Annotated in this window: 21 protein-coding genes and 2 pseudogenes; 12 read left to right on the top strand and 11 right to left on the bottom strand. The window is 63.1% G+C overall.

Annotated elements, in window-relative coordinates; genetic code table 11:
* Positions 1–2: 2 nt before the first annotated feature.
* The 3 genes from NKH16_RS06875 to NKH16_RS06865 all read right to left on the bottom strand — a co-directional run bounded on the left by NKH16_RS06875 (position 3) and on the right by NKH16_RS06865 (position 3145).
* The gene (locus NKH16_RS06875) at positions 3–932 is read right to left on the bottom strand and encodes a pseudouridine-5'-phosphate glycosidase (RefSeq protein WP_352502990.1); all 930 of its coding nucleotides are present in this window, start codon (positions 930–932) and stop codon (positions 3–5) included.
* A gap of 12 nt (positions 933–944) precedes the next feature.
* Positions 945–2054, bottom strand: a complete 1110-nt coding sequence (locus NKH16_RS06870) for a carbohydrate kinase (protein ID WP_352876018.1) — start codon at positions 2052–2054, stop codon at positions 945–947.
* Between the two features lie 242 nt (positions 2055–2296).
* Positions 2297–3145 (bottom strand): MurR/RpiR family transcriptional regulator, encoded by an 849-nt coding sequence (locus NKH16_RS06865; protein WP_352876020.1) that lies wholly within the window; start codon positions 3143–3145, stop codon positions 2297–2299.
* 186 nt (positions 3146–3331) lie between these two features.
* Here NKH16_RS06865 and murA point away from each other — a divergent pair.
* The 9 genes and pseudogenes from murA to NKH16_RS06820 all read left to right on the top strand — a co-directional run bounded on the left by murA (position 3332) and on the right by NKH16_RS06820 (position 13987).
* Positions 3332–4587 (top strand): annotated as a pseudogene (murA, locus tag NKH16_RS06860) (UDP-N-acetylglucosamine 1-carboxyvinyltransferase).
* Positions 4584–5474, top strand: a complete 891-nt coding sequence (locus NKH16_RS06855; protein ID WP_352876025.1) for a glucosamine kinase nucleotide-binding domain-containing protein — start codon at positions 4584–4586, stop codon at positions 5472–5474. Before murA ends, NKH16_RS06855 begins: the two are co-directional and overlap by 4 nt.
* Positions 5475–5657: 183 nt before the next feature.
* Positions 5658–6581 (top strand): N-acetylmuramic acid 6-phosphate etherase, encoded by a 924-nt coding sequence (murQ, locus tag NKH16_RS06850; RefSeq protein WP_352455307.1) that lies wholly within the window; start codon positions 5658–5660, stop codon positions 6579–6581.
* A 100-nt stretch (positions 6582–6681) separates the two neighbouring features.
* Positions 6682–8202: an ABC transporter substrate-binding protein gene (locus NKH16_RS06845; protein WP_352876028.1), complete on the top strand. Its 1521-nt coding sequence runs from the start codon at positions 6682–6684 to the stop codon at positions 8200–8202.
* 34 nt (positions 8203–8236) lie between these two features.
* Complete coding sequence (locus NKH16_RS06840) at positions 8237–9196, top strand: ABC transporter permease (protein ID WP_352452397.1); 960 nt, start codon at positions 8237–8239, stop codon at positions 9194–9196.
* Positions 9196–10035: an ABC transporter permease gene (locus NKH16_RS06835; protein WP_352452396.1), complete on the top strand. Its 840-nt coding sequence runs from the start codon at positions 9196–9198 to the stop codon at positions 10033–10035. Before NKH16_RS06840 ends, NKH16_RS06835 begins: the two co-directional genes overlap by 1 nt.
* A complete protein-coding gene (locus tag NKH16_RS06830; RefSeq protein ID WP_352876031.1) occupies positions 10032–11780 on the top strand; it encodes an ABC transporter ATP-binding protein in 1749 nt (582 codons plus the stop codon). The genes NKH16_RS06835 and NKH16_RS06830 overlap by 4 nt, the downstream gene beginning before the upstream one ends.
* A gap of 69 nt (positions 11781–11849) precedes the next feature.
* A complete protein-coding gene (locus NKH16_RS06825; RefSeq protein WP_352898762.1) occupies positions 11850–12851 on the top strand; it encodes a serine hydrolase domain-containing protein in 1002 nt (333 codons plus the stop codon).
* A 5-nt stretch (positions 12852–12856) separates the two neighbouring features.
* On the top strand, positions 12857–13987 hold the full coding sequence (locus NKH16_RS06820; RefSeq protein WP_352876034.1) for an anhydro-N-acetylmuramic acid kinase: 1131 nt from the start codon (positions 12857–12859) through the stop codon (positions 13985–13987).
* Here NKH16_RS06820 and NKH16_RS06815 read toward each other — a convergent pair.
* Together NKH16_RS06815 and NKH16_RS06810 are read right to left on the bottom strand one after the other, a co-directional pair.
* Positions 13984–14415: a GNAT family N-acetyltransferase gene (locus tag NKH16_RS06815; protein ID WP_352876037.1), complete on the bottom strand. Its 432-nt coding sequence runs from the start codon at positions 14413–14415 to the stop codon at positions 13984–13986. The genes NKH16_RS06820 and NKH16_RS06815 overlap by 4 nt on opposite strands.
* Before the next feature lie 49 nt (positions 14416–14464).
* Complete coding sequence (locus tag NKH16_RS06810; protein ID WP_352876040.1) at positions 14465–15640, bottom strand: MFS transporter; 1176 nt, start codon at positions 15638–15640, stop codon at positions 14465–14467.
* A 48-nt stretch (positions 15641–15688) separates the two neighbouring features.
* Between NKH16_RS06810 and NKH16_RS06805 the strand changes: the two are divergent.
* The 3 genes and pseudogenes from NKH16_RS06805 to NKH16_RS06795 all read left to right on the top strand — a co-directional run bounded on the left by NKH16_RS06805 (position 15689) and on the right by NKH16_RS06795 (position 17832).
* Positions 15689–16227 (top strand): annotated as a pseudogene (locus NKH16_RS06805) (Lrp/AsnC family transcriptional regulator).
* 227 nt (positions 16228–16454) lie between these two features.
* Entirely contained in the window at positions 16455–16904 is a 450-nt protein-coding gene (locus NKH16_RS06800) for a dihydrofolate reductase family protein (RefSeq protein WP_352898757.1), read from the top strand.
* Between the two features lie 10 nt (positions 16905–16914).
* Positions 16915–17832: a sigma-70 family RNA polymerase sigma factor gene (locus tag NKH16_RS06795; protein WP_352876046.1), complete on the top strand. Its 918-nt coding sequence runs from the start codon at positions 16915–16917 to the stop codon at positions 17830–17832.
* A 75-nt stretch (positions 17833–17907) separates the two neighbouring features.
* Here NKH16_RS06795 and NKH16_RS06790 read toward each other — a convergent pair whose 3' ends face one another.
* The 6 genes from NKH16_RS06790 to NKH16_RS06765 are packed head-to-tail and all read right to left on the bottom strand — an operon-like array spanning position 17908 to position 22287.
* Positions 17908–19167, bottom strand: coding sequence for an ABC transporter substrate-binding protein (locus NKH16_RS06790; protein WP_352876049.1), 1260 nt, complete (start codon positions 19165–19167; stop codon positions 17908–17910).
* A 48-nt stretch (positions 19168–19215) separates the two neighbouring features.
* A complete protein-coding gene (locus NKH16_RS06785) occupies positions 19216–19644 on the bottom strand; it encodes a DUF4440 domain-containing protein (protein WP_352876052.1) in 429 nt (142 codons plus the stop codon).
* An 8-nt stretch (positions 19645–19652) separates the two neighbouring features.
* A complete protein-coding gene (locus NKH16_RS06780) occupies positions 19653–20708 on the bottom strand; it encodes an aldo/keto reductase (protein WP_352743893.1) in 1056 nt (351 codons plus the stop codon).
* Positions 20705–21064, bottom strand: coding sequence for a TIGR04076 family protein (locus tag NKH16_RS06775; protein ID WP_352452385.1), 360 nt, complete (start codon positions 21062–21064; stop codon positions 20705–20707). Before NKH16_RS06775 ends, NKH16_RS06780 begins: the two co-directional genes overlap by 4 nt.
* On the bottom strand, positions 21065–21553 hold the full coding sequence (locus NKH16_RS06770; protein WP_031211593.1) for a DUF3830 family protein: 489 nt from the start codon (positions 21551–21553) through the stop codon (positions 21065–21067).
* Positions 21550–22287 (bottom strand): GntR family transcriptional regulator, encoded by a 738-nt coding sequence (locus NKH16_RS06765; protein WP_352833473.1) that lies wholly within the window; start codon positions 22285–22287, stop codon positions 21550–21552. Before NKH16_RS06765 ends, NKH16_RS06770 begins: the two co-directional genes overlap by 4 nt.
* Positions 22288–22293: the final 6 nt, after the last annotated feature.

The following is a 22293-nucleotide window of genomic DNA, read 5'->3' as shown; positions in this document are numbered from 1 at the left end:
CTCTATCTGGTCGCGCCCTTCAATTCCGCGTGCGCAACCGCGATGCGGGCAGCAAGCGCGGCGTTGTTGCGGACCAGCGCGATGTTGGCCTTCAGGCTGCGGCCTTGCGAAAGCTCATTGATGCGTGCGAGCAGAAACGGCGTTAGTTCCTTGCGCCCGATGCCGCGCTTCTCGGCCTCAGCCACGGCCGCTGCGATCGTGCCGTCGATGAACGCCGGATCGAGCGCGTCCGCTTCGGGGATAGGGTTGGCGACGAGAATGCCGGTGCCGGATTCCATCTCGTCATGCAGCAGCATGGCTCGCGCGATCTCGTCGGGCGTGTCGAGGCGATGATCGGCCTTGAGCCCGCTGGAGCGGGTGTAGAAAGCCGGAAAATCATCGCTCCCATAGGCGATCACCGGCACGCGCTGAGTTTCCAGATATTCCAGCGTCTTCGCAATATCGAGGATCGACTTAACTCCGGCGCAGACGACGGTCGTGCCGGTTTGGCCGAGTTCGGTCAGGTCGGCGGAGATATCGAAAGTGGCTTCGGCGCCGCGATGCACGCCGCCCACGCCGCCGGTCGCAAAAATGCCGATCCCGGCTAAAGCGGCGATCCGCATCGTCGCCGAGACGGTGGTTCCGGCCGAGCCGCCGCGCACCATGATGGCGGCGAGATCGCGCCCGGAAGCCTTGACCACGCCCTTTGCCGCTGCCAGCTCTTCCAGTTCACGGTCGTCGAGGCCAACCTTGATCTTGCCGGCGACCACTGCGATCGTGGCGGGCACGGCGCCGTTTTCACGCACTACGGTCTCGACACCACGGGCAGTTTCCAGATTGGCCGGATATGGCATGCCGTGGGTGATAATCGTTGATTCCAATGCCACCACCGCGCGGCCTTCATCAAGCGCAGCAGCGACTTCATCGTTCAGGTGGACAAGGAAAGGTTTCATATCATCTCGCTTTCAGGCAGGAATGCGGTACGTGCCGGCGGCAAGGAAGCGCGGCGACAGATCGGGATGGACGCTGGATTCGCTCTCGGTGGTCAGTGTGGCAAGCAGCGCGCCGGTGCGCACGGCATGAGCGACCGGCTCACCCGAAAGCACCTTGTACAGTGTGCCGGCGATCATCGCGTCACCGGCGCCGGTGATATCGACGGGCTGCGCCGGGACGGAGTGCATGGTCGTCACACCGCTCTCGGTCGCAACGGCAAATCCATGCGCGCCCACGGTCACGATCACCTCGCCGGCGCCGGCCGCGCGCAGCGCTGCCGCTGCTTCCTCCGGCGTCAGCCGCCTGTCGGCATCCGTCATGCCGAGCATCGTATTGGCCTCGTCATGATTGGTGAACAGAAGATCGATGCCGGTCAGGTCCTTCGGCAGGCGCGCTGATTTCGGCGCCGATACCGTGTCGACTGCGAGCTTGAAGCGCGCACCCTGCTTGCGCGACATCAGTGCCGCGAGGGTCGCGGCCGGCAGATTGCAGTCGATGAACACCCATGTCGCCGAAGCCAGATGCGGCCAGAAGCGGTCGAGATAGGACGACGAAAACAGATCGAAGATCTCCATGTCGGCAATGCCGAGCACGAGGTCGTTGTTGCGGTCGAGGATGGCCGCGTATTCCGCCGTCGGCCGTTCCGTGGTGGTGATGACCTGGCTGACATCGGCGCCGAGGTCGCGCAGATGCCGCACCAGTGAGCGGCCGGTTTCATCGTCGCCGACGATCGAGACGAAGCTTATGTCGACGCCGAGGCGGGCAAGGTTTTCGGCGACGTTGCGGGCAACCCCGCCGAAGCTGCGATAGCCGTCGACCGGGTTCGACGTCTCGAAAATCAGATCCTTCTTGGCGTGGTATTTGCGGTCGAGCACCGCGCCGCCGACGCAGACCATGCGCTTGGACGTCGGCAAGACGTAACCACGGCCGAGAATGTATCCCTTGTTGACGAGTTGCACGATGTGGGCCGCAACCGTCGAGCGGGCGATGCCGAGCACCGTTGCTATGTCCTGCTGGCCGGCGAATGGGTTCGCGGCAATGAGGTCGAGAACCGCTTGTTCCTGTGCTCCAAGGTCGTCCATTGTCTCACCCGGCCGTCAAATTCGAGGCTGAACGCTTTCGCAACAACAGATGATATTGTCAACATTTGTTTCGACCGGCGGCATTTGATCAATCGGCGCTCCCGCGACTCCCTGCCAGCCGGACGAGGAAAGCGGGCGAGCACATTGAAGAAAGCTATTTCACCAAGGAGGACGAAAGTTGCTCTTGTCGGCGTGGAGCGCCAGGGAGGAACTGAGGCCTTAACGCGAGACGGCGAAGAGCGCTAAGCCTTCAGCACCGAGACGGCCAATTCGCTGTTGTGGACGTATTCGTTGGCGTCAGGCTGCTTCTGCACGAGCAGGATGAACAGCAGGTCGGTCAGCGTCAGTTGTGCATCACGCGCAGTTATCGATGACGAGCGCGCGCGCTCTTCATCGGCGATCGTGTGCAGGCGAATGTCGGCAACCCGGCTCAGCGGATTGTCGCGAAGTCCGGTGACGGCGATAACGGTGGTGCCACGTTTGCGGGCAAGTTCAGCTATCCGCAGGGTTTCGATGCTCGCCCCGGAATAGGAGAGCGCGAACAGCACGTCACCTCGTCCAAGCGTCGAGACATTGGCCATTTGCACATGGCTGTCGCTGTCGTGCAGCACGTTGCGGCCGAGCTTCATCAGCTTGTAGGAAAAATCGCGCGCCACCAGCGAGGATGCGCCGACGCCGGCCAAATGAATGCGGCGCGCACCGTTCAACGCTTCGAGGGCCTTGCCGATTTCCTGCTCGGTGTTGGCCGCGACGGTCTGTTGCATCGACAAGAGCTTGCTGCCGATCAGCTTGCGCAAGATGACCAGATAGCTGTCGTCGACCTCGATCGAACCGTGGATCATGCCGGCCGGCACGTGCCATTCCTGCGACTTGGCCTCACTGACGGCGAGCTTAAGCTCCTGATAGCTGGAATAGCCGAGCTTCTGGCTGAACTTGACGACGCTCGACTGGCTGCGGCCGATCTCGGCGGCAAGCGCCGCCGTCGACAGGCGGAGCATCTGGTCGGGATTATCGACGATATACCGACCGATCTCGCGGTCGCCGGGCGCCATGACTTCGAGCTTGGCCTCGATCTTCTTCAGGACGGACATGCGTTCCTCCATTGCCTGTCATCGACAATGCCAAGCCAAGGAATAAATTATTCCGTCTCTGATTGACAGCCAAGAATGAACCATCAAATCTCGACTGGTGCGGTTGCGGCCCAGCCTTCGGGCATGTCGACGATTCGGACATGAAAGATCGTAGACTCGCCGACAGCTCGGGATTAGGTCAGAGCCATGGACAAATTGCGGATCGTCGGCGGGCACAGGCTTGAGGGCGCGGTGACGATCTCCGGCGCAAAGAACGCGGCCTTGCCGCAAATAGCGGCGGCGTTGCTCAGCCCCTATCCGCTGCAGCTGACCAACCTGCCTGAGGTGACGGATGTCGACAACATGCTTGGCGTCGTCGGCCTTCATGGGGCCGAAGTCACCAGATCGGAGCATGCCGCCACAATCGATACCAGTGCTGCCGCTTCCAGGGAGACAAGCTACGATACCGTCAGGCGCATGCGCGCGACGGTGCTGGTTCTCGGTCCACTGCTTGCCCGCTTCGGCCATGCCCGGGTCTCGCTGCCTGGCGGCTGCGCGATCGGCGCACGGCCGGTCGACATGCATGTCGCCGCACTTGCCGCACTTGGCGCCGATATCGCGATCGAAAACGGACTGATCGTCGCGTCTGCGCCGGGCGGACTGAAAGGCGCGCGCATCGTTTTGAGCTCGCCGTCGGTCGGCGCGACCGAAACGGCGATGATGGCGGCGACGACGGCAAACGGCGAGACCGAGATCCTCAACGCGGCCCGCGAGCCGGAGGTGGCCGATCTTGCCGCCTGCCTGAACGACATGGGCGCGCGGATCGAGGGCGCCGGCACGCACCGCATCCTGATCGGGGGCAGCACAGACTGGCGCGCCGCCACGCACGACATCATCCCGGACCGGATAGAGGCCGGCACCTATGCCGTCGCAGCGGCCATCACCGGCGGTCAGCTCGAGCTGACCCACGCGCGGCTCGAGCACATGGCATCCGTCGTCCAGCTGCTCGAAGCAGCCGGTGTGAAAATATGGCCGGGCGACCGCGGGCTGATCGTATCGAGAGACGGGCCGCTCAAGGCGGTCGACGTGACGACGGAGCCCTATCCGGGCTTTCCGACCGTCTCCAGGCGCAGTTCATGGCGTTGATGTGCTGTGCCGAGGGCGCTTCGCTGTTGCGCGAGACGATCTTCGAGAACCGCTTCATGCATGTGCCTGAACTGATGCGGCTCGGCGCCAATATCAAGCTGCAAGGCACCATGGCGCTGGTGCGCGGAGGCGAGAAGCTGAAGGGCGCGCAAGTGATGGCGACCGACCTGCGCGCCTCCGTCTCGCTGGTGCTGGCAGCGCTGGTGTCGGAGGGCGAGACGACGATCAATCGCGTCTATCATCTCGACCGCGGGTACGAGCAGTTGGACCGCAAGCTCCGGCTGTGCGGCGCCCAGATCGAACGAATAAGGCAATGAGTGCCGGTGGGGCGTCTCCGCATTATTTCCTGGGCGTCGATGGCGGCGGAACCGGCTGCCGGGCGCGTATCGAAGACGAGACAGGAACCGTGCTCGGGCAAGGCCTGTCGGGCCCGGCGACAACGCGACTCGGTATAGAGGTGGCCTGGGCCTCGATTGCCAAAGCCTTTGGCGCGGCGATCGAAGAGGCAGGGTTCGCGGCGGCGGAAATCGCCAGGATCCGCGCGGGTATCGGTGTTGCCGGCATCGGCCGTAAGGGTGCGCTCGAGGCGTTTCATGGCATCGAACAACCCTTTGCGAGCATCGACTTCGTCAGCGACGGCGTCGCGGCTTGCCTTGGCGCGCATTCGGGTCAAGACGGCGCCATCGTCATAGCCGGGACCGGTTCGATCGGGCTCGGCTTTGTCGAAGGGCGCGACCTGCGCGTCGGCGGCTACGGTTTTCCGATTTCCGACGAGGGCAGCGGCGCCGATCTTGGACTGAAGGCAGTGCAGCTTGCCTTGCGAGCCCATGACGGCCGGCATGAGCGGACGGCGCTGCTGGCCGAGGTGATGCAGCGCTTCAAGGACGATCCGTTCGAGGCGGTGGCCTGGATGGACCGCGCCAGCGCGACGGACTATGCCGCCATGGCGCCGATGGTGATCCGCCATGCCGACCAGGGCGATCCGGCCGGTCGGCGGATCGTGCAAGGCGCTGCCGAGCAGATCGACACCTTCGTGCGGGTGCTGTTCGAAAAAGGCGCGCCGCGGGTTACGTTGCTCGGAGGGTTGTCCAGCCCGCTTGAGCCATGGCTCGCTCCCGACGTCCGCCGACGGCTGAAGCCGGCCGACGGCGATGCGGTTTCGGGAGCCATAATCCTGGCCAGAAAATCCCTCTGCCGCCAGTGATGGCCTTCGGCAAGGAATATAATATTCCTACTTTCCGTTGACAGAGGGAATATCGAATTCTAAAAAGTTAACGAAACAGAACCGGCGCAGCCGGTACGGAGCCGACGGCCAGGTGCAGGCACTGGACGCCGCTTGCCGCGGGCATCACAGTCCTGCTCGCAGTCGCACTTGAAAGTAAGCGAAGTGGTCGAACAAGGGTTGATGTCGGAGCTGGAGCGGCTGGTTTCCGAGGACCGGAACCCGAAAACCATGGACATCGATCTGTTGCCGACCCTCGAGGTGCTGCGCAAGATCAATGACGAGGACAAAGGCGTTGCGGCAGCCGTCGAGAAGGTCATTCCCGATATTGCTGCGGCCGTGGACCGGATCGTGAGCGCGTTCCAGAACGGTGCACGCCTTGTCTATATGGGGGCTGGCACCAGCGGCCGGCTCGGCGTCCTCGACGCCTCGGAATGTCCGCCGACCTTCGGCGTACCCGAGGACATGGTGGTGGGCCTGATCGCTGGCGGCGTCGACGCGCTGGTGCACTCTGCGGAAGGCGCCGAGGACGATCCGAAACAGGGAATAAAGGCGCTGCAGGACATCAAGCTGACCGCTGGCGACGTGGTGGTCGGCATCGCGGTCAGCGGACGCACACCTTATGTCATCGGCGGCCTGACCTATGCCAAGGAAGTGGGAGCTACCACCGTGGCGTTGTCCTGCAATCCTCGATCGACCATTGCCGGCATTGCCGATATTGGCATCTCTCCGGTGGTTGGCCCGGAGGTCCTCACCGGCTCGACCCGGCTGAAATCGGGAACCGCGCAAAAGCTGGTGCTCAATATGCTGTCCACCGCCAGCATGATCCGCATCGGCAAGAGCTATCAGAACCTGATGGTTGACCTCAATCCAAGCAACAAGAAGCTTGTAGCAAGGGCGGTCAGGATCGTGATGCAGACGACCGGCTGCGCGGCACAGCAGGCACGACAGGCACTCGACCAGACCGGCAATGATGTAAAACTGGCAATCCTGGTGACGATCACCGGCATGGGTGTCGAAGAAGCACGTAAGGCGCTTGCCAACGCGGGAGGTTTCCTGCGCAAGGCGATAGGCGAAAAGACGGTGTAAGACCGCATGGATACTGGGCCCATGTTCCGGGGCGTGTGTCCCTTTGAAGCGGTCCGGGGAACTGCAAGGCATCTGGTTTAACAATAATGGGAGAACGACAATGGTACGGCACATTGGCAAGAAACTGCTTTCCGGCATGACGCTCGCGGCAATGGTTGCCATCGCCGCGCTACCGGTGCAGGCGAGTGCGGCGACGCTGCATATGGCGTGGTCGCAGGACGCCACCGGTCTTGATCCGCACAAGCAGACGGCATTCTCCTCACTGCGGCTGCTGGAGCTGATCTACGAACCGCTGGTGCGGCTCGACGCAAACCTGCAAATCACGCCCGCGATTGCCGATTCATGGCAGTTCTCGCCGGACGGCAAGGAGCTGAGCTTCAAGCTCAATCCGAAAGCAAAATTCCAGAACGGCGCCGCCGTGACCTCGGCCGACGTCAAGGCATCGTTCGAGCGCATACTTGACGAGAAGACGGGTGCTGCGGCGCGCGCCAACTTTCTCTCGATCGCCAGCATCGACACGCCCGATCCCGCCACCGTCGTGTTCCACCTCTCGCAGCCGGACGTGCCGATCCTGACGGCGATGAGCGACGTCAATGCGGCGATCGTCCCGGCAAGCGAAATCGCGGCCGGCTCGATCGGCACGACAACGATCGGCTCGGGTCCGTTCAAGCTCGAAAAATGGGATCCGAATTCCAAGGAAGTGCTTGTCGCCAACAAGGACTGGGCAGGCGGCGCGACCGGCGTCGACGGCATCGAAATCAGCGTGCTGCCGGACGAGACGGCGATCCTAGCGGCGATGCGCACCAAGCAGATCGATTTTGCCCTGCTCAACGATCCGCTTGTCGCCACGCTGGTGCCCAAGGAAGCCAGCCTGCAGTTGAACCGTGAGCCGGTGCTTGCCTATCACGTGCTGCAGCTCAATCCCTCCCGCAAGCCGATGACCGAACTCAAGGTGCGTCAGGCGATTTCCTGCGCCATCGACCGGCAGGAAGTGCTGGACACCGCCTCGCTCGGCGAAGGCAAGGTCACCGGCCCGCTGACCATCCCGGCACTGGCGACCGATCCGAAGCAGTTGTTCTGCTATAAGCGCGACATTGAGAAGGCCAAGCAGTTGATGGCCGAAGCCGGCTATGCCGACGGCTTTTCGGCGACCGTGATCGGCGCCACCGGCGAGCCGCCGACGGCAGCGGCGGAAGCCCAGGTCATCCAATCGCAACTCGCAGAAATCGGCGTCAAGCTCGACATCAAGATGATGGAGCTCAACGTCTATGTCGACGCCTGGCTGAAGGGCGATTTCGACATGGCCGTCGCGCTGAACGGCGGCAGGGCCGATCCCTACACTATGTACAACCGCTACTGGACCAAGACGGGCAATCTGCAGAAGGTGGCGAACTATATCGACGACACGCTGGACAGTCTTATGCAGAAGGGCCGCACCGAGACCGACCCGGCAGCGCGCAAAGCGATCTTCGCCGACTTCGAGAAGCACATCACTGAGATGTCGCCCTGGATCTGGCTCTACACGTCCTACAGCTACACGGCACAGCAGAAGAATATCGCAGGATTCGAACCGGTGCCGACAGGCTCGCTGTTCAGCCTCGCCAAGGTGACGATCCAGTAGCTGCTTTGATGCCGGACGAGAGGATATTCTTCGCGTGAACTATCTGATGCGGCGACTCGCGACCTTCCCTCTCGTCCTGCTTGGCGTGTCCATCGTGGTGTTCCTGGCGATCCGGATGGTTCCGGGCGATTCGATCACGGCAATGCTGGGGACCGAAGCCGGCCTGCTGACGCCGCAGCAGCGCGATGCGCTTGCAGCTTATTTCGGCATCGACCAGCCCTGGTTCATCCAATACTGGCGCTGGCTGCTTGGTCTTTTCCAAGGTAATCTCGGCATTTCGTCCACCTATGGCAGGCCGGTGCTCGACGTCATCCTCGAGCGTTTCCCGCTAACGTTGGAACTCGCCCTGCTGTCGATGGTCATCGCCCTGCTTGTCGGTATGCCGGCGGGGATCTTTGCCGCCACCCATAACGAAAAGCTGTCCGACCTCGGCGTGCGCGTTGTCGCAATGATCGGGCAGTCGACGCCGAACTTCGTCCTTGCCCTGCTGATCATCTACACACTGTCGGCGGGGTTTGGCGTTTTGCCGGCGATGGGCGAGTTTTCGCCGCTGTGGCAGGATCCGCTGCGCAATCTCGGCCAGCTGTTGCTGCCTGCGGTCACGCTTGGATTTGCCTTCGCGGCTTCGGTGACCCGCATATCGCGTTCGGCGATGCTCGATGTGCTCAGCGACGACTATGTCAGGACGGCGCGCAGCAAGGGCGTTTCGGCGCGCGGCGTCATCTGGCGGCATGCCTTGCCCAACGCGCTCATCCCGGTCGTGACGCTGAGCGGCATAGAGTTCGGCTACCTCCTGGGCGGAGCTGTCATCGTCGAGCAGATTTATGCGCTGCCCGGTCTCGGCCGCATGGTGCTGGATGCCATCCTGCAGCGCGACTACGCGCTGGTGCAGGGGAGCGTGCTGTTCATCGCCTTCAACTTCATGATCGTCAATCTCCTCGTCGACCTTGCCTATGTCGCGCTCGACCCGCGTATCCGGCTAAGCGAGCACTGATGGCGACATTGCGGGCTATATTTGCGCATCCCAGCGGCCGCATCGGCGGTGCGATCGTTGCGCTTTATCTGCTGCTTGCCGTGCTTGGCATGCTGGGGCTGACGCCGCACAATCCGCTGACGCAGCACCGGGTCGAGCGACTGCATGCGCCTGACGGCACCTACTGGATGGGCACGGACCTGTTCGGCCGCGATGTCGCAAGTCGGCTGATGACCGGGATCGGCCAGTCCTTCATCGTGGCCTTCTTTTCGGTCGCCGTCGCGACACTGGCCGGCACCGTGCTCGGGCTGGCGGCAGCCTGGTTCGGGCGCCGCTGGGACGGCCTGGTGATGCGCATCATGGACGTTGTGCTGGCGTTCCCGGCGATCCTGCTGGCGCTGTTGATCGTCGCGGTTGCGGGACCGGGAACCTCGACCAGCGTCATTGCCATCGCCATCGTCTACACACCGATCTTCACGCGCGTCGTGCGAGGTCCGGCTCTGTCGCTCAAGGCGCGCGAGTTCGTCGACGCGGCCCGCACGTTCGGCAGCAGTGCGGGCTATATCGTAACACGGCATCTGCTGCTCAATCTGGTGGCGCCGCTGACGGTTCAGGTGACGCTGGCGCTGGCCTGGGCACTGCTGACCGAAGCCGGCTTAAGCTTCCTCGGGCTCGGCACGCAGCCGCCCGCCGCGTCGCTCGGCCTGATGCTGAGCGACAGCCGCAATCTGATGGAGACAGCTCCCTGGCTGATGATCTTCCCGGGCGTGGCGATCATGATCGGCATCCTCGGTTTCAACCTGCTCGGCGATGCGTTGCGCGATGTCCTCGACCCGAAGATGCGGAGATCGATCGCATGATCCCGCTGCTGTCCGTCAGCGGATTGCGCGTCGGCTTCGGCCGCAACCCGCAAGCCAATGAGGTCGTGCGCGGCGTCAGCTTCGATCTCGCCGACGGCGAAACGCTGGCCATCGTCGGCGAAAGCGGCTCGGGCAAATCGGTTACGGCGCTGTCGATCAATCGCCTTGTCGATTATGGCGGCGGCCGCATCACCGGCGGGTCGATCATGCTGAGGCGGGCCGACGGCAGCACCTTCGACCTGACAGCCGCAGCCGAGCCGCAATTGACGAAGATCCGCGGGGGCGAAATCGGCATGATCTTCCAGGAGCCGATGACCTCGCTCAATCCGGTGCTGACCATTGGCTGGCAGATCGAGGAATCGTTTCGCCTGCATCGCGGCCTGACCGGACGACAAGCAACGGCGGCAGCCAAGGACGCGCTCGACCGCGTCCGTATTCCCGACGCAGCGAGGCGGCTGAAATACACGCCCAACCAGCTGTCGGGCGGCATGCTGCAGCGGGTGATGATCGCCATGGCGATTGCGTGCAACCCGCGCCTGCTCATTGCCGACGAGCCAACGACGGCGCTGGATGTTACGGTGCAGGCGCAGATCATGGCGCTGCTCGCCGAGTTGAAGCAGGAAACCGGGATGTCGATGATCTTCATCACCCACGACATCGGTCTGGTTGCAGGCATCGCCGACAAGGTGATGGTGATGCAAGGCGGAGAAGCTGTCGAGCAGGGCGCATTGAACCAGATATTGGACGATCCGCAGCATCCCTATACGCGGCATCTACTACATGCGGTTCCGCATTTCGCCGGCGGCAGCGCGACACGCAGGGACGCGCAACGCGAAACGCAAAAAGCTGCCGAGCCGGCGCTGAAGGTCGATGGCCTCGTAGTGCGATTTCCGGTCAAGGGTGGGTTTTTCAGCCGCGCCAGTGGTGCCGTGCACGCGGTGGACGGTGTGGATTTCGAGCTAATGCCGGGCGAGACATTGGCGGTCGTCGGCGAGAGCGGTTCCGGAAAGTCCACCACCGCCCGCGCGATTCTGGGGCTGGTGCGCTCGACGCGCGGCACAATCTCGGCCAGCGTGCGCAAGGCCGCCGCCGGGCAGAGCGCCCTTCCCGTGCAGATGGTGTTCCAGAATCCCTATGGCTCGCTTAATCCCAGACTCACCGTCGAAAACCTCCTCGCGGAGCCGGTGATCGCTACCGGCGGACGGATAACTGCTGAAACGCGGGCGAAAATGGCTGCGCTGCTGAAACGCGTCGGCCTTCCGGAAAACAGCCTGCAGCGCTATCCGCACGAATTCTCCGGCGGCCAGCGGCAACGCCTGTGCATCGCTCGCGCGCTGATGCTCAATCCTTCGGTTATCGTCCTCGACGAAGCGGTTTCGGCGCTCGATGTGTCGGTGCAGGCCAGGGTGTTGAAGCTTTTGATCGAGCTGCAGCGTGAATTCGGGCTGGCCTATCTGTTCATCTCGCATGACATGGCTGTCGTCGAGCGGATCGCCCATCGCATCGCGGTCATCTATGCCGGCCAGATTGTCGAGATCGGCGATGCCAGATCGGTGCTCTCGGAGCCGAAGCACTCCTATACCAAACAGCTTATCGCGGCCGTTCCTACTATAGACCGGCGGCATGAACGTTTCGAGCTGGACACGCGCCAGGTCCCCTCGCTCGTGCGTCCGCTGGGGTTTGAGCCGAGCCCGGCCAATTGGCAGCAATTCGGGCCGGATCATAGAGCACGGGTGGAAGCGTGATGATTGTCGCCAAAGGATACGAAAGGCCGGAGGGACAGCCCCATCGCTGCCTTCCAAACGGAGGCGTAGTTGATCGACCATGATCTCTTCTCCCGCGCATTCGCCCCGCTCGAAGCGGCCGTGGCCGCATCGCGCATTCCGGGCGGCGTGCTCGGCATAGTTGACGGGGACGGCGAACGCATCGTCCGGGCAATCGGCTCAGCCCAAGTCGTGCCCAAGATACGGCCGATGCATGTCGGGACATGGTTCGACCTGGCATCCCTGACCAAAGTCATCTTCACCACGTCGCGTATCCTGGCACTGGCGGAAGAAGGCGTCATCGACCTCGACGCGCCGCTGATTTCCGCCCTGCCCGACCTTCGCCAATATGACGAAAAAGCCTGGGAGCGGAACGTAACGTTTCGCCAGTGTCTCGGCCATCAGACACCGTTTCCCGCCGTCGCGCCAATCTACACCTATGGGCGTGACCCCGAGCTGCTGCGCGCCTTCATCCTGCAGCGCGAATGGCAGGCTGGCGAGCCGGTCTATTCCGATATCAACTTCATCCTGCTCGGCTTCGTCCTGGAGCGCCTGTCTGGCAAGACCATTCGCGACATAGATCCCGGTCCGGGCTTCGCGTTCTCCGCCGAACCGGATCAAGCGGCGGCGACCGAAGACTGCACATGGCGCCATCGCGTGCTCTGCGGCGAAGTCCACGACGACAATTGCTCGGCCTTGCAAGGTGCCGGTCACGCCGGCCTGTTTGGAACGGCGGCTTCGGTGCTCGACTTTGCGCAAGGGCTGCTGGACGGGACCGGCGCGTCGCAGCGTTCGATCGCGCTAATGCGCACGCCCTTGTCGGCAACCCGCACCCATGGCTGGGAGCGACCCCACGAAGGCTGGTCCGGCGGCCGGTTATGCAGCCCCGAAACCATCGGGCATACCGGCTTTACCGGTGTCGGGCTGTGGGTCGACTTCGACAAAGGCAGAGCTTGGACCTTGCTCACCAATCGGATCCATCCGACACGTCATTTCAACAGCGGGATCGCAGCGCTTCGCCAAGCGGTCGGCGATCTCGTCAACGGAGCCTGACAACCATGATTGCGAAAAATGGCGAACCCATGTGGGCCGTCGGCCTGATGACCGGCACCGTGCTGGACGGCAATATCGACGTCGCGCTGATCAAGACCGACGGCGAACGGATCGTGGATTTCGGTACCTACACGCTGGCGCCTTACCCCAGGTCGATCCGCAGTCTGTTGGAGGAGACGTTGCGCCAGGCCAGGATCTGGAATTTCACCGGACCGGAACCGGCGATTTTTCGTGAGGCAGAGGAGGCGCTGACGCGCGCCCAATCCGCCGCGGTCAAGGATCTTGTCGAAAGTCACGGTCTGACCATGGCCGATATCGGCGTCGTCGGCTTCCATGGCCAGACCGTGCTGCACCGTGCCCCGCAAGTGGGCCGACTGGGCCAGACCCGCCAACTTGGCGACGGCGAGCTGATGCATGCCATCTTGGGCACCAAAGTCGCCTATGACTTCCGCTCGGCCGACATGCGCGCCGGCGGCCAGGGCGCGCCGCTGTCGGCCGCCTATCACGCCGCGCTGCTGCGCGAAGCCGACGCCACCGGCGACACGGCGGTGCTCAATCTCGGCGGCGTCGCCAACATCACCTGGTGGGACGGCACGGACAATGTTGTTGCCTTCGACACCGGGCCCGCCAACGCACCGCTGAACGATTTCATCAAATCGAAGGGGCTCGGCGAAATGGACCGCGACGGCGCCCTTGCCCGCGCCGGCACGGTCGACGAGGCACAGCTGGCCAAGCTCCTGCGGCATCCGTATTTGACCAAACCCTATCCGAAATCGCTGGACCGTTTCGATTTCGGCGCCTCGATGGCGGACGGAATGAACGCCGAGGATGGCGCAGCCCTGCTGACGGCCTTCACCGCGGCCGCCGTCGGCAAGGCGCTCGATCTTCTGCCGCGCCGGCCGAAGCGGCTGGTGGTCAGCGGTGGCGGTCGACACAACCCAACGATCATGGCCATGCTTGCCAGCCGCGCTGGCGTCGAAGCGGTTCCGGCCGAGGCGCTTGGCTGGAAGGGCGATGCGGTGGAGGCGGAGTGTTTTGCGTTCCTGGCAGTGCGCGTGCTCAGAGGCTTGCCGATCAGCTTCCCCAGTACGACCGGCGTGCCCCAGCCGATGCGCGGCGGACGCCTTGCCGGCTAGTCAGGCTTCAGCCTCTTCTGCAGGAAGATGCGGCTGCGGCCGACGGGAAAATCGGCAAGCACGCCGAAGCGCTGATAGCCCTGGCGCTCATAGGCCTTGGCTGCCCTTGGGTTGAACGTGTCGATCCAGGCGCCGCGACAGCCGCGTGCGATCGCCTCCTGCTCGGCCGCTTCGAGCATCCTGCCGGCCATGCGCTGGCCGCGCAGTCTTGCATCGACCCAGAGCCATTGCACATAGAGCCAGCCCCAGGCGGTGTATCCCGAGATGCCGGCGACAATAGCGCCGTGCTCATCGCGCACGAACACGGCCAATGCCTTCCTGCAGGAGGCGCCGACATCACTGTCGTTGAACGCCGCAAGCCGCTCTCCGAGAAAAGCCAGCTCGTGCGGCAAGGGATCGGCGGTTGTCTCAAGCGTTGTACTGTCCATCCACCAAGCATCTATCGAAGGACCGGACCGAGACGCAAGCCTTGCTGCGCTATAGCCTCGGCGAACGCCACGCCGCCGCCGCAGCAGCGATCAGCATGAGCAAGGCTGCAACCACCGCCGATGTGGCAAAACCGAACGTGGAATAAACCGGTCCGAACGCCGTGGTGCCGACGAACACCGCGAGATAGGTCACCGCGCTGTTCAAGCCCATGATCGTGCCGCGCCGCGCAGGATCGAGCGCCGACAGGCGCATCACCAGGACGTTCAGCCCGAAATGATTGGCAAGGCCCCAGACGGCTATCATCGCTATAGTCAGATGGAAACTACTGCTCGCCGCGGCAATCGCGACATAGACGGCCGCGACGAGCAGGTAGGCAAACGGCATGACACGGCGCGCGCCCAGGCGGTCGATGACGCCGTCAAGAAGTGCCGCCGCACCAAATCCGGCGCCATAAGCGAGCGCGGCCAGCCCGTTGGCGCTGACCGGCCGTCCCAAGCCATTGTGAAGGTGATCGCCAAGATAGCCATAGACGCCGTAAAACGCCGTCATGAAGGCGGCGCAGGCAACCAGAAGCGGCACTATGCCAGGGACGCTCAAGGCGCCCAGCGGCGTCGGCGCCGGGCCGCTCTTCCTGACATCGCTCAGCGACGTCAGCGCCAGGCTTGCCAATGCGAGTGCTGCGAGCACCGCGACCGCCGCGAAAACGGCGCGCCAATGCACCAGGTCGGCAAGTACGGCCGACAGCGAAACCCCGGCGACCATGCTCAGCGTCCAGCCGGTCAGAACGACGCCTATGGTGCCGCTTTCGCGGCCGGGCGGCGCAATCGCGGCGGAGCTGGCATAGATTGCCGGCATGGCGACACCGGCGGCGATGCCGGCGAGAAGCTGGGCCGCGACCAGCGCCGTCACCGTCGGCGCGGCGGCGCTGGCGACAAGCGCAATCGCCAGCAGCAGCAACGCTCCTTGCAGCATGCGGCGGGCACCAAGCCGGTCGATATAGCGCGCCAGGAACAAGGCGCTCGCCGACGTACCGAGCCCGAACGCGGCGGACGCGATCATAACCGCCGGCACGCTTGTGCCGAAGGACTCGGCCACCGCCGGTGCGATCGGACCGAGCACCAGCGAGTTCGAGCCGATCACGGCAATGCATCCGGTGAGGAGGTAAGCGAGCGCCGGGATAGGCGGCCTTGCCGTAAATGTGGCAACTTGATCAGTGTTCGACATACGGCGATAATGGCCGTATTAAATTCTGCATCAATCGGGAATTTTAATATGGATGAAGAAACAGATGGCATTCCGCAGAACAGGCCCGCCGCACGCGATATCGATGCAACCGACCGAAAAATATTAGGCGTTCTGGTCGACGACGCCACGATCAGCTATGCCGAGCTCGGCGACCGCGTCGGCCTTCACCGCCGGCAGCCCATGAACGCGTCAAGCGCCTCCGGCGCAGCGGCGCCATCCGCAACACCGCGGTCATCATCGATCCCAAGGCGGTGCACAAGCCGCTGCTTGCCTTCGTCCATATCGACACCAAGGGGTGGGGAAAGACGCCGGAGCTGATGGCAATCTCCGAACACCCCGAAGTCGAGGAGATCCATTCGGTGGCCGGCGACACATGCATGCTGATCAAGGTCCGCACCGAGGACACGCGGGCGCTCGAGGGCCTGCTGTCGCGCCTCTACGAAACACCCGGCGTCACCTCGACGCGAAGCTACGTCGTGCTCTCGACTTATCTCGAGCGGCCGGTGCAGCCGGGGATTACGACGGAGTGGCCGACGCCCCGGCACATGGCCAAGCCGCTTTATTAGCTCAAACGGTCCTCACGCGTATCCAAAGTCGAACCGGAAACGTCTTAGGCACTGCATCCTGTGGTCATCCGTCGGGCCGGTTCGTTTGCGCCGGTTCTTGGATCCGACGGGATGCCTGTTGCGCAACCGGAGACACGCGATGAGAAAATTGATCGTGGGCAGCTTCATTTCGCTGGACGGCGTCATCGAAGCACCAATGGAATGGGCGTCACTTCTTCGACGAGGAGATGAAGGAGCATTCATATGAAAAGGCCGGCGAGGCGGATTTTTTCCTGCTCGGCCGCGTCACCTACGAAATGTTTTCGGCGCGTTGGCCGCAGGTCAAAGGCAGCAAGTACATGGACCGCATGAACGGGCTGAAGAAGCTCGTCGCGTCGCGCAGCCTCAAGGAAGTGAGCTGGAACGCGTCGCTGATCGAAGGCGACATCGCTGCCGAAATTGCCAGGATCAAGCAGCAGGCCGGCGGCAACATTTTGAAGTACGGAGTGAGCAATCTCGACCAGACGCTGCTCGCCAACAGGCTTGTCGACGAGTATCAGCTCTCGATCGTGCCGACCCGCGTCGGCCATGGCAAACGCGCTTTCCAGGATGTCGACCCGTCCCTGGTCAGACTGGAGCTTATAGATACCCACCGTTTCAAGAACGGCGTCATTGCGTTGACCTATGTCCCGCTATGATCCGTATGCCATGAAGATGCAGCCAAGACTTGACCCGACCGGGCTTTTCGACGTCCGCTACGCCGGCTTTCTGGAGACAGTCGCGCATTTGCGTGGACGGCTGCACCGCTACTGTGCACGCATGACCGGTTCAACGCTCGACGCCGAAGACGTGATGCAAGAGGCGCTGTTCGAGGCCTATCGGAAGATCGAGAAGCTGGACGATGCGAGTGCTCTTCGCCCCTGGCTGTTTCGCATTGCACATAATCGCTGCATCGATTTTCTGCGAAGCCGGCAGGTGGGTCAGCATGCGGAGGCCAATTTCGTCGAAGACGAGATCATCCTGCCGGTCGAGCCGGCGGGCCAGGGCGCGGATCGCGCGATCGAACGGCTGGTGATCCACCTGCCGCCCAAAGAACGCGCCTGCGTCCTGCTCAAGGACGTCTTCGACTATTCGCTGGAAGAGATCGCCGACCTCGTCGGCTCGACTGTGGGCGGCGTCAAGGCTGCGTTGAGCCGTGGCCGTTCGAAATTGGCCGCCTTGTCAGGCGAGCCAATCGTCCGTTCGGAGCCCCAACGCGATCCGGAACTCCTGGAATTGCTCAGCCGCTATGTCGAACTGTTCAACCGCCGCGACTGGGATGGGGTACGGGCGTTGACCAGCGCCGACGCACAATTGCGTGTCGCGGATTGCTTCAAGGGCAGGCTGTCGGAATCACCTTACTTCGTTGAATATGAAAGAGCCTCGACGACCTGGAAAATGGCGGTTGGCGAGATCGATGGCCAGGCGGTGCTGCTCGTGCTCCACCATGGCGAAAACGGTTGGAAGCCGGCCCATCCAGTTCGGATCGAAGCCGCCGGCGGGACCATAAATCGCATCGCCGATTACTATGCCTGCCCCTGGATCATGCCGGCGGCTGGTGCGGTGGTCGTTTCCAGGCCGGCCTAACCAGCAACAGGACATGCAAGTGTCCGGCATCAACCTCAATGGAATGGGATCGATGCCGAACAAGACATAGGCGGCTTACTGAAGCTTCGCCTGCAGGGCGTTGACGTCATCCGTGGTCATTTCGCCGTCGGTCGTCACCTTGCCATCGACGATCTTCCAGAGGCGGAACGGGCCGGTGATGTCGCCGTATTTGTCGAAGGCAACCGGGCCGATGACGCCTTCGTAGCGGATCGGCTTGCCATCCTTGATCAGGCCGAGCGCCTTGGCGAACTCGTCCTTGCCGGCATAGATCGGCGTGCCGGCCGGGTCGACCGCCTTGTACATCGCGTCCTTGATCTTGGCCGGATCCTCGGAGCCGGCAATGGCGATGGCCAAGCCGACGATGGCGCCGGCATCATACGATCGGTCGGCCGCCGGGTTCGACGGTTCGATGCCCGAAAATTCCTTGTAGTTCTTGGTGAAATAATCGGTCGATGCGGTCGGACTGGTGCCGGAGGAAGTGCCGTACGCATCCTTCAGGTAATCCGCGCCAACGGATTCGATGAAGTCCGGGCTGTTCATGCCGTCATTGAGCAGGAATTTCTGGACACCACCCTGCGAAATCCAGGTGCGGGCGATGGTTGCGCCGTCGACAGGCGTGCTGACGAGATAAAGCCCGTCGGGCTCGCCAGCCATCGCCGCCGTCACTTCCGAGGCATAGCTCGACTGCTTTTCATTGTAGGGCGTGTCGGAGACGATGGTGCCGCCGAGTGCCTTATAGGCGCGCGAAAATTCCGCCACCATGTTGACGCCGAAGTCGTTGTTGACGTGGATGACCGACAACTTCTTGAAGCCTTTGTCGATGGCATATTTGGCGGCAGCGACACCCTGCAGCGCATCAGATGTGATGGTGCGGAAGAAGATGCCGTTGGTCTTGCCGTCGCGCCCGAGCGCCGTCAGCGTCGGCGACGAGGAAGCAGGCGACACCTGGACTATCTTGGCCGGAGCGGTGACCGAGGTCAGGATCGGGATCGACACCGAGGAGATGATGCCGCCGATGATCACCGGCACCTTCTTGACCTGCACGAGCTGCGTCGCGGCGTCGACCGCAATGTTGCCCTGGCTCTGGCTGTCGCGCGTGTCGGTCGCGAGATCGCAGCCGCGGACGCCGCCCGCATCGTTGATGTCGCGGAAGGCCATCTCGACCGATTTGGCGCCGGCCTGGCCGTACTCGCCGGCCGGGCCTGTCAGTTCCATGACGAGGCCGACGGTGATCTTGCAATCGGCGGCTTGCGCTGCGCCGGCCGCTGTCAGCAGTGCGAGCGCGGTGGTGATCTGAAGTATGGTCTTTTTCATTGTTGTTCCCCTTTCGTTGCACGACTCTCATTGATGTCTTGAGCCTGTTCAGCCTTCCGGCATCTGCAGCCAGGTTTCATGCAGATGTCGCCATTCGACGCCGTTGGGCGCCGATGAACTGGTGGTGAAAACGGCACTCGAGCGGCGGCGGCTATGTTTGCCGGCGCGCTGCTGCGCTTCGATGTAGCTGACGACGATCGTGTCGCCTTGTTGCCAGCCGGCCCGGATTTCCTCGATCGAGATGGTGAACTCGCCGTCACAAGTGGCGCGGCTTGCCCTGACATGGTCGAGCACCGCGTCACGATCGAGGACCTGGCCATCCGGCGCAACCATGCAGAAGCCTTCGCCCATGACGCGTTCGAAGCGCCTGAAATCTGAATTGTCCGCACTCGCCGCATTGAACCAGTCGACGAAGAAGCGGTGGAGATCGACCACCTCGGCGCTGGCGCGGGAAAGCAAGGAGGCCTTTTCGTCCATGGCCGCGTTCATTTCCTGCCTGCATTCAAATTGTAATGCATGATCGAGCCGTGGCGGCCGTGACGGTCGCGTTCCAATGTGTAGACGTCGCCCAGCGGCCCACGGCTTTGCGCGATCACGGCAGCGATCCTCGCCCGGTCGTCGGCATCGAGCGCGACGTCCATGATTCTGGCATTGGCAAGGGCGTGCGCCTGGTTGCGGGCGCCGACGATGACGGCCGCCACTTGCGGCTGCTCCAGCACCCAGGCGCTGGCGATGGTGGCGATATCGACGCCGTGGCGGTCGGCGACGGCCTTCAGTGTGCGAAGCAACTCCTGGAAAAGCTCCCAGCCACCAAAGTCGTCAATGATCAGCTTGTATTTGACCAGCGATCGGTTTTCGAGCGGCGTCTGCGGCTCGGCAGCGCCAAGCCATTTTTCGCTGAGGAAGCCGCCCGCCACCGAACCATAGCAGAGGAAACTGACGCCGTGCCGGCTGGCGAGCGCTGCAAGGCTGTTGGCTGGCCGCTGGTCGAGCACCGAGTATTGCAATTGCTGGCTGACCAGCGGCACACCGGCGGCCAGGATCTCGGCCAACCGCGGCGTGTCGAAGTTCGTGGTGCCGATGTTGCGCACCTTGCCTTCCCTGCGGATTTCGTTGAGCCAGCCCATCGCTTCGACGTAGCCGGGCAGCGCATAGTCCCACCAGTGGAACTGCACGAGATCGAGCCGCTCGGTCTTCAGCCGCCGCAGCGACTGCTCGACGATGCCTCTGATGTAGTCGCGACTGATATTGGAAAGCCTTTCCAGGTCAGGCACCAGCTTGGTGTGCACCTTCATCTTGGCGGCAGCATCAAGGCCACGCTCATTGGCAAGGCGCAGGCGCGCCGCGCCGATCAGCTCTTCGACACCGGTATAGATATCGGCGCAATCATAGGTCCTGATGCCAGCGTCGAAGGTGGCGATCAGGTCAGTTACCGCCTGTTGGCGGTCGATCGCGCCGTGCCCGCCGGCAAGCTGCCAGCCGCCGCGAATAACGCGCGAGATCGTATAGCCGGGGCTGAGCTCGAAAGCCTTGGCGGTCATCTCCGGTCATTCTCCTTCGGCAGCGGCACCGCCGTCGTTTCGGCATGGCTGAACCGCCGCTTGCCGGTCCTGACGATCCGGAGCCGGCTGGCACAATTGGGATCCGGACAAGCGATCTCGGCGTCCGACGTCATCCAGTCGTTCCTGTGGGTCGGGCGCTGCTTTGCGGCCAGAAGCGGCAACACTGCCGCAATGGAATAGATCGAGAAACCTTGCCCCGCCGGCATCGACAGCATCTCGCCCTTCAATTCGAAATAGTCGCCGGGCTTGGCGCCGCAATAGATCGGCTTGCCCTCGGGGACAACCGCCTCGACGCGAAGGTCGAAGAGTTCGAAAGTGTCGTCGGTCTCAGCCATTCAGATCTCCACCCGGGTGAAGGTGATGTCGCAGGCACCGTTGCGGCGGATCACGCCACAAGCGGCTGCGAATTTATCGCGATCCTCAGGCACCACCTGCGCGACGACGCTTCCGGCAAGCCAGCCGATCGGGAACAGCAGGCGTGCACCCGCTCCGTAGAACAGGCCGACGTCAAAGATGGCATTCGGGTTGCCGCCCCACATGCGCGGCGGCACGTAGGACAACACGATGTCGCCCGGCTGCGGCGTCAGCGTTGCGTTCTCCGCCGGCAAGGGCCTGGCATAGGTTTGGCCCTCAAGTTCGGCTGATGGAACCGGGCAGGAGATTTCCGGCCCCGTCCACATCGCATGGATGCCGGCAACGACGCGCGGCTGCTCGAGATACGCCAGCAGGAAGGCAGCGTTGTCGGGCGCCTTTTCAGGCAACAGCAGCGCGGTCACGGAAAGCATCGAGTGTGGCTCGGTGATGTTGATGCCAGGCACCGTCATGCCCTCAATCCTTCCTTGCTTGTGGATTGGAGCTTGTCGCGCAGAAAGGCGAAGGGCCGGCTGATGTCGGCCACCAGCGCCTCGCGCGCCGCTTGCGCATCCTGCCTGGAAAGCGCTGCGACGATGCTGCGGTGGTAGTGGGCCGTATCGACCTCGCCGGCGTCGGAGAAGGCGTAAATGGCAACGCGGATGCAAGGCCCGGATTGCAACCACAGGCTCTCGATCATCGGGATCAGCACGGCGGAACCGCAGCAACGGTAGATCTCGAAGTGGAAGCTCTGGTTGAGCGTGGCCTCGCGGTCGATATCCTTCTTATGCTTCAGCGCCCGCATCTCGTCCCATTCGCCGAGCATGGCCTCGACCGAAGCAATCTGGCGCGGGTTCATGCGCGGGGCGGCCAGCGCGATCGCTTCGCCCTCGATCAGAGAGCGGGCGCGCAAGAGGTCGTCGATGCGCTCCAGCGTGATCGGCGGCACGCGCACCGAACGGTTGGGAAGCGCCTCCAGTGCCTTCTCGGTGATCAGCCGTCCGAGCGCCTCGCGCACCGGCATGGTGCTGGTGACCAGCGCGTCGGCGAGGCCGCGGATGGTCAGAACCTGGCTCGGCTCGAAAAGGCCGCCGATCAAGGCGCGGCGCAGCTCCGAATAGACGCGATCCTGCACGGTCTCGCGGCCGACCGGCGTAAGCTGGGCTGCGATCACCTCATTGTTCTTTTCGATGGCGGCCTTCTGCATGGGCAA

The organism is Mesorhizobium sp. M1307, assembly GCF_040318155.1.
Taxonomy (GTDB): Bacteria; Pseudomonadota; Alphaproteobacteria; order Rhizobiales; family Rhizobiaceae; genus Mesorhizobium.
This window is presented reverse-complemented; position numbering and strand designations above follow the sequence as displayed.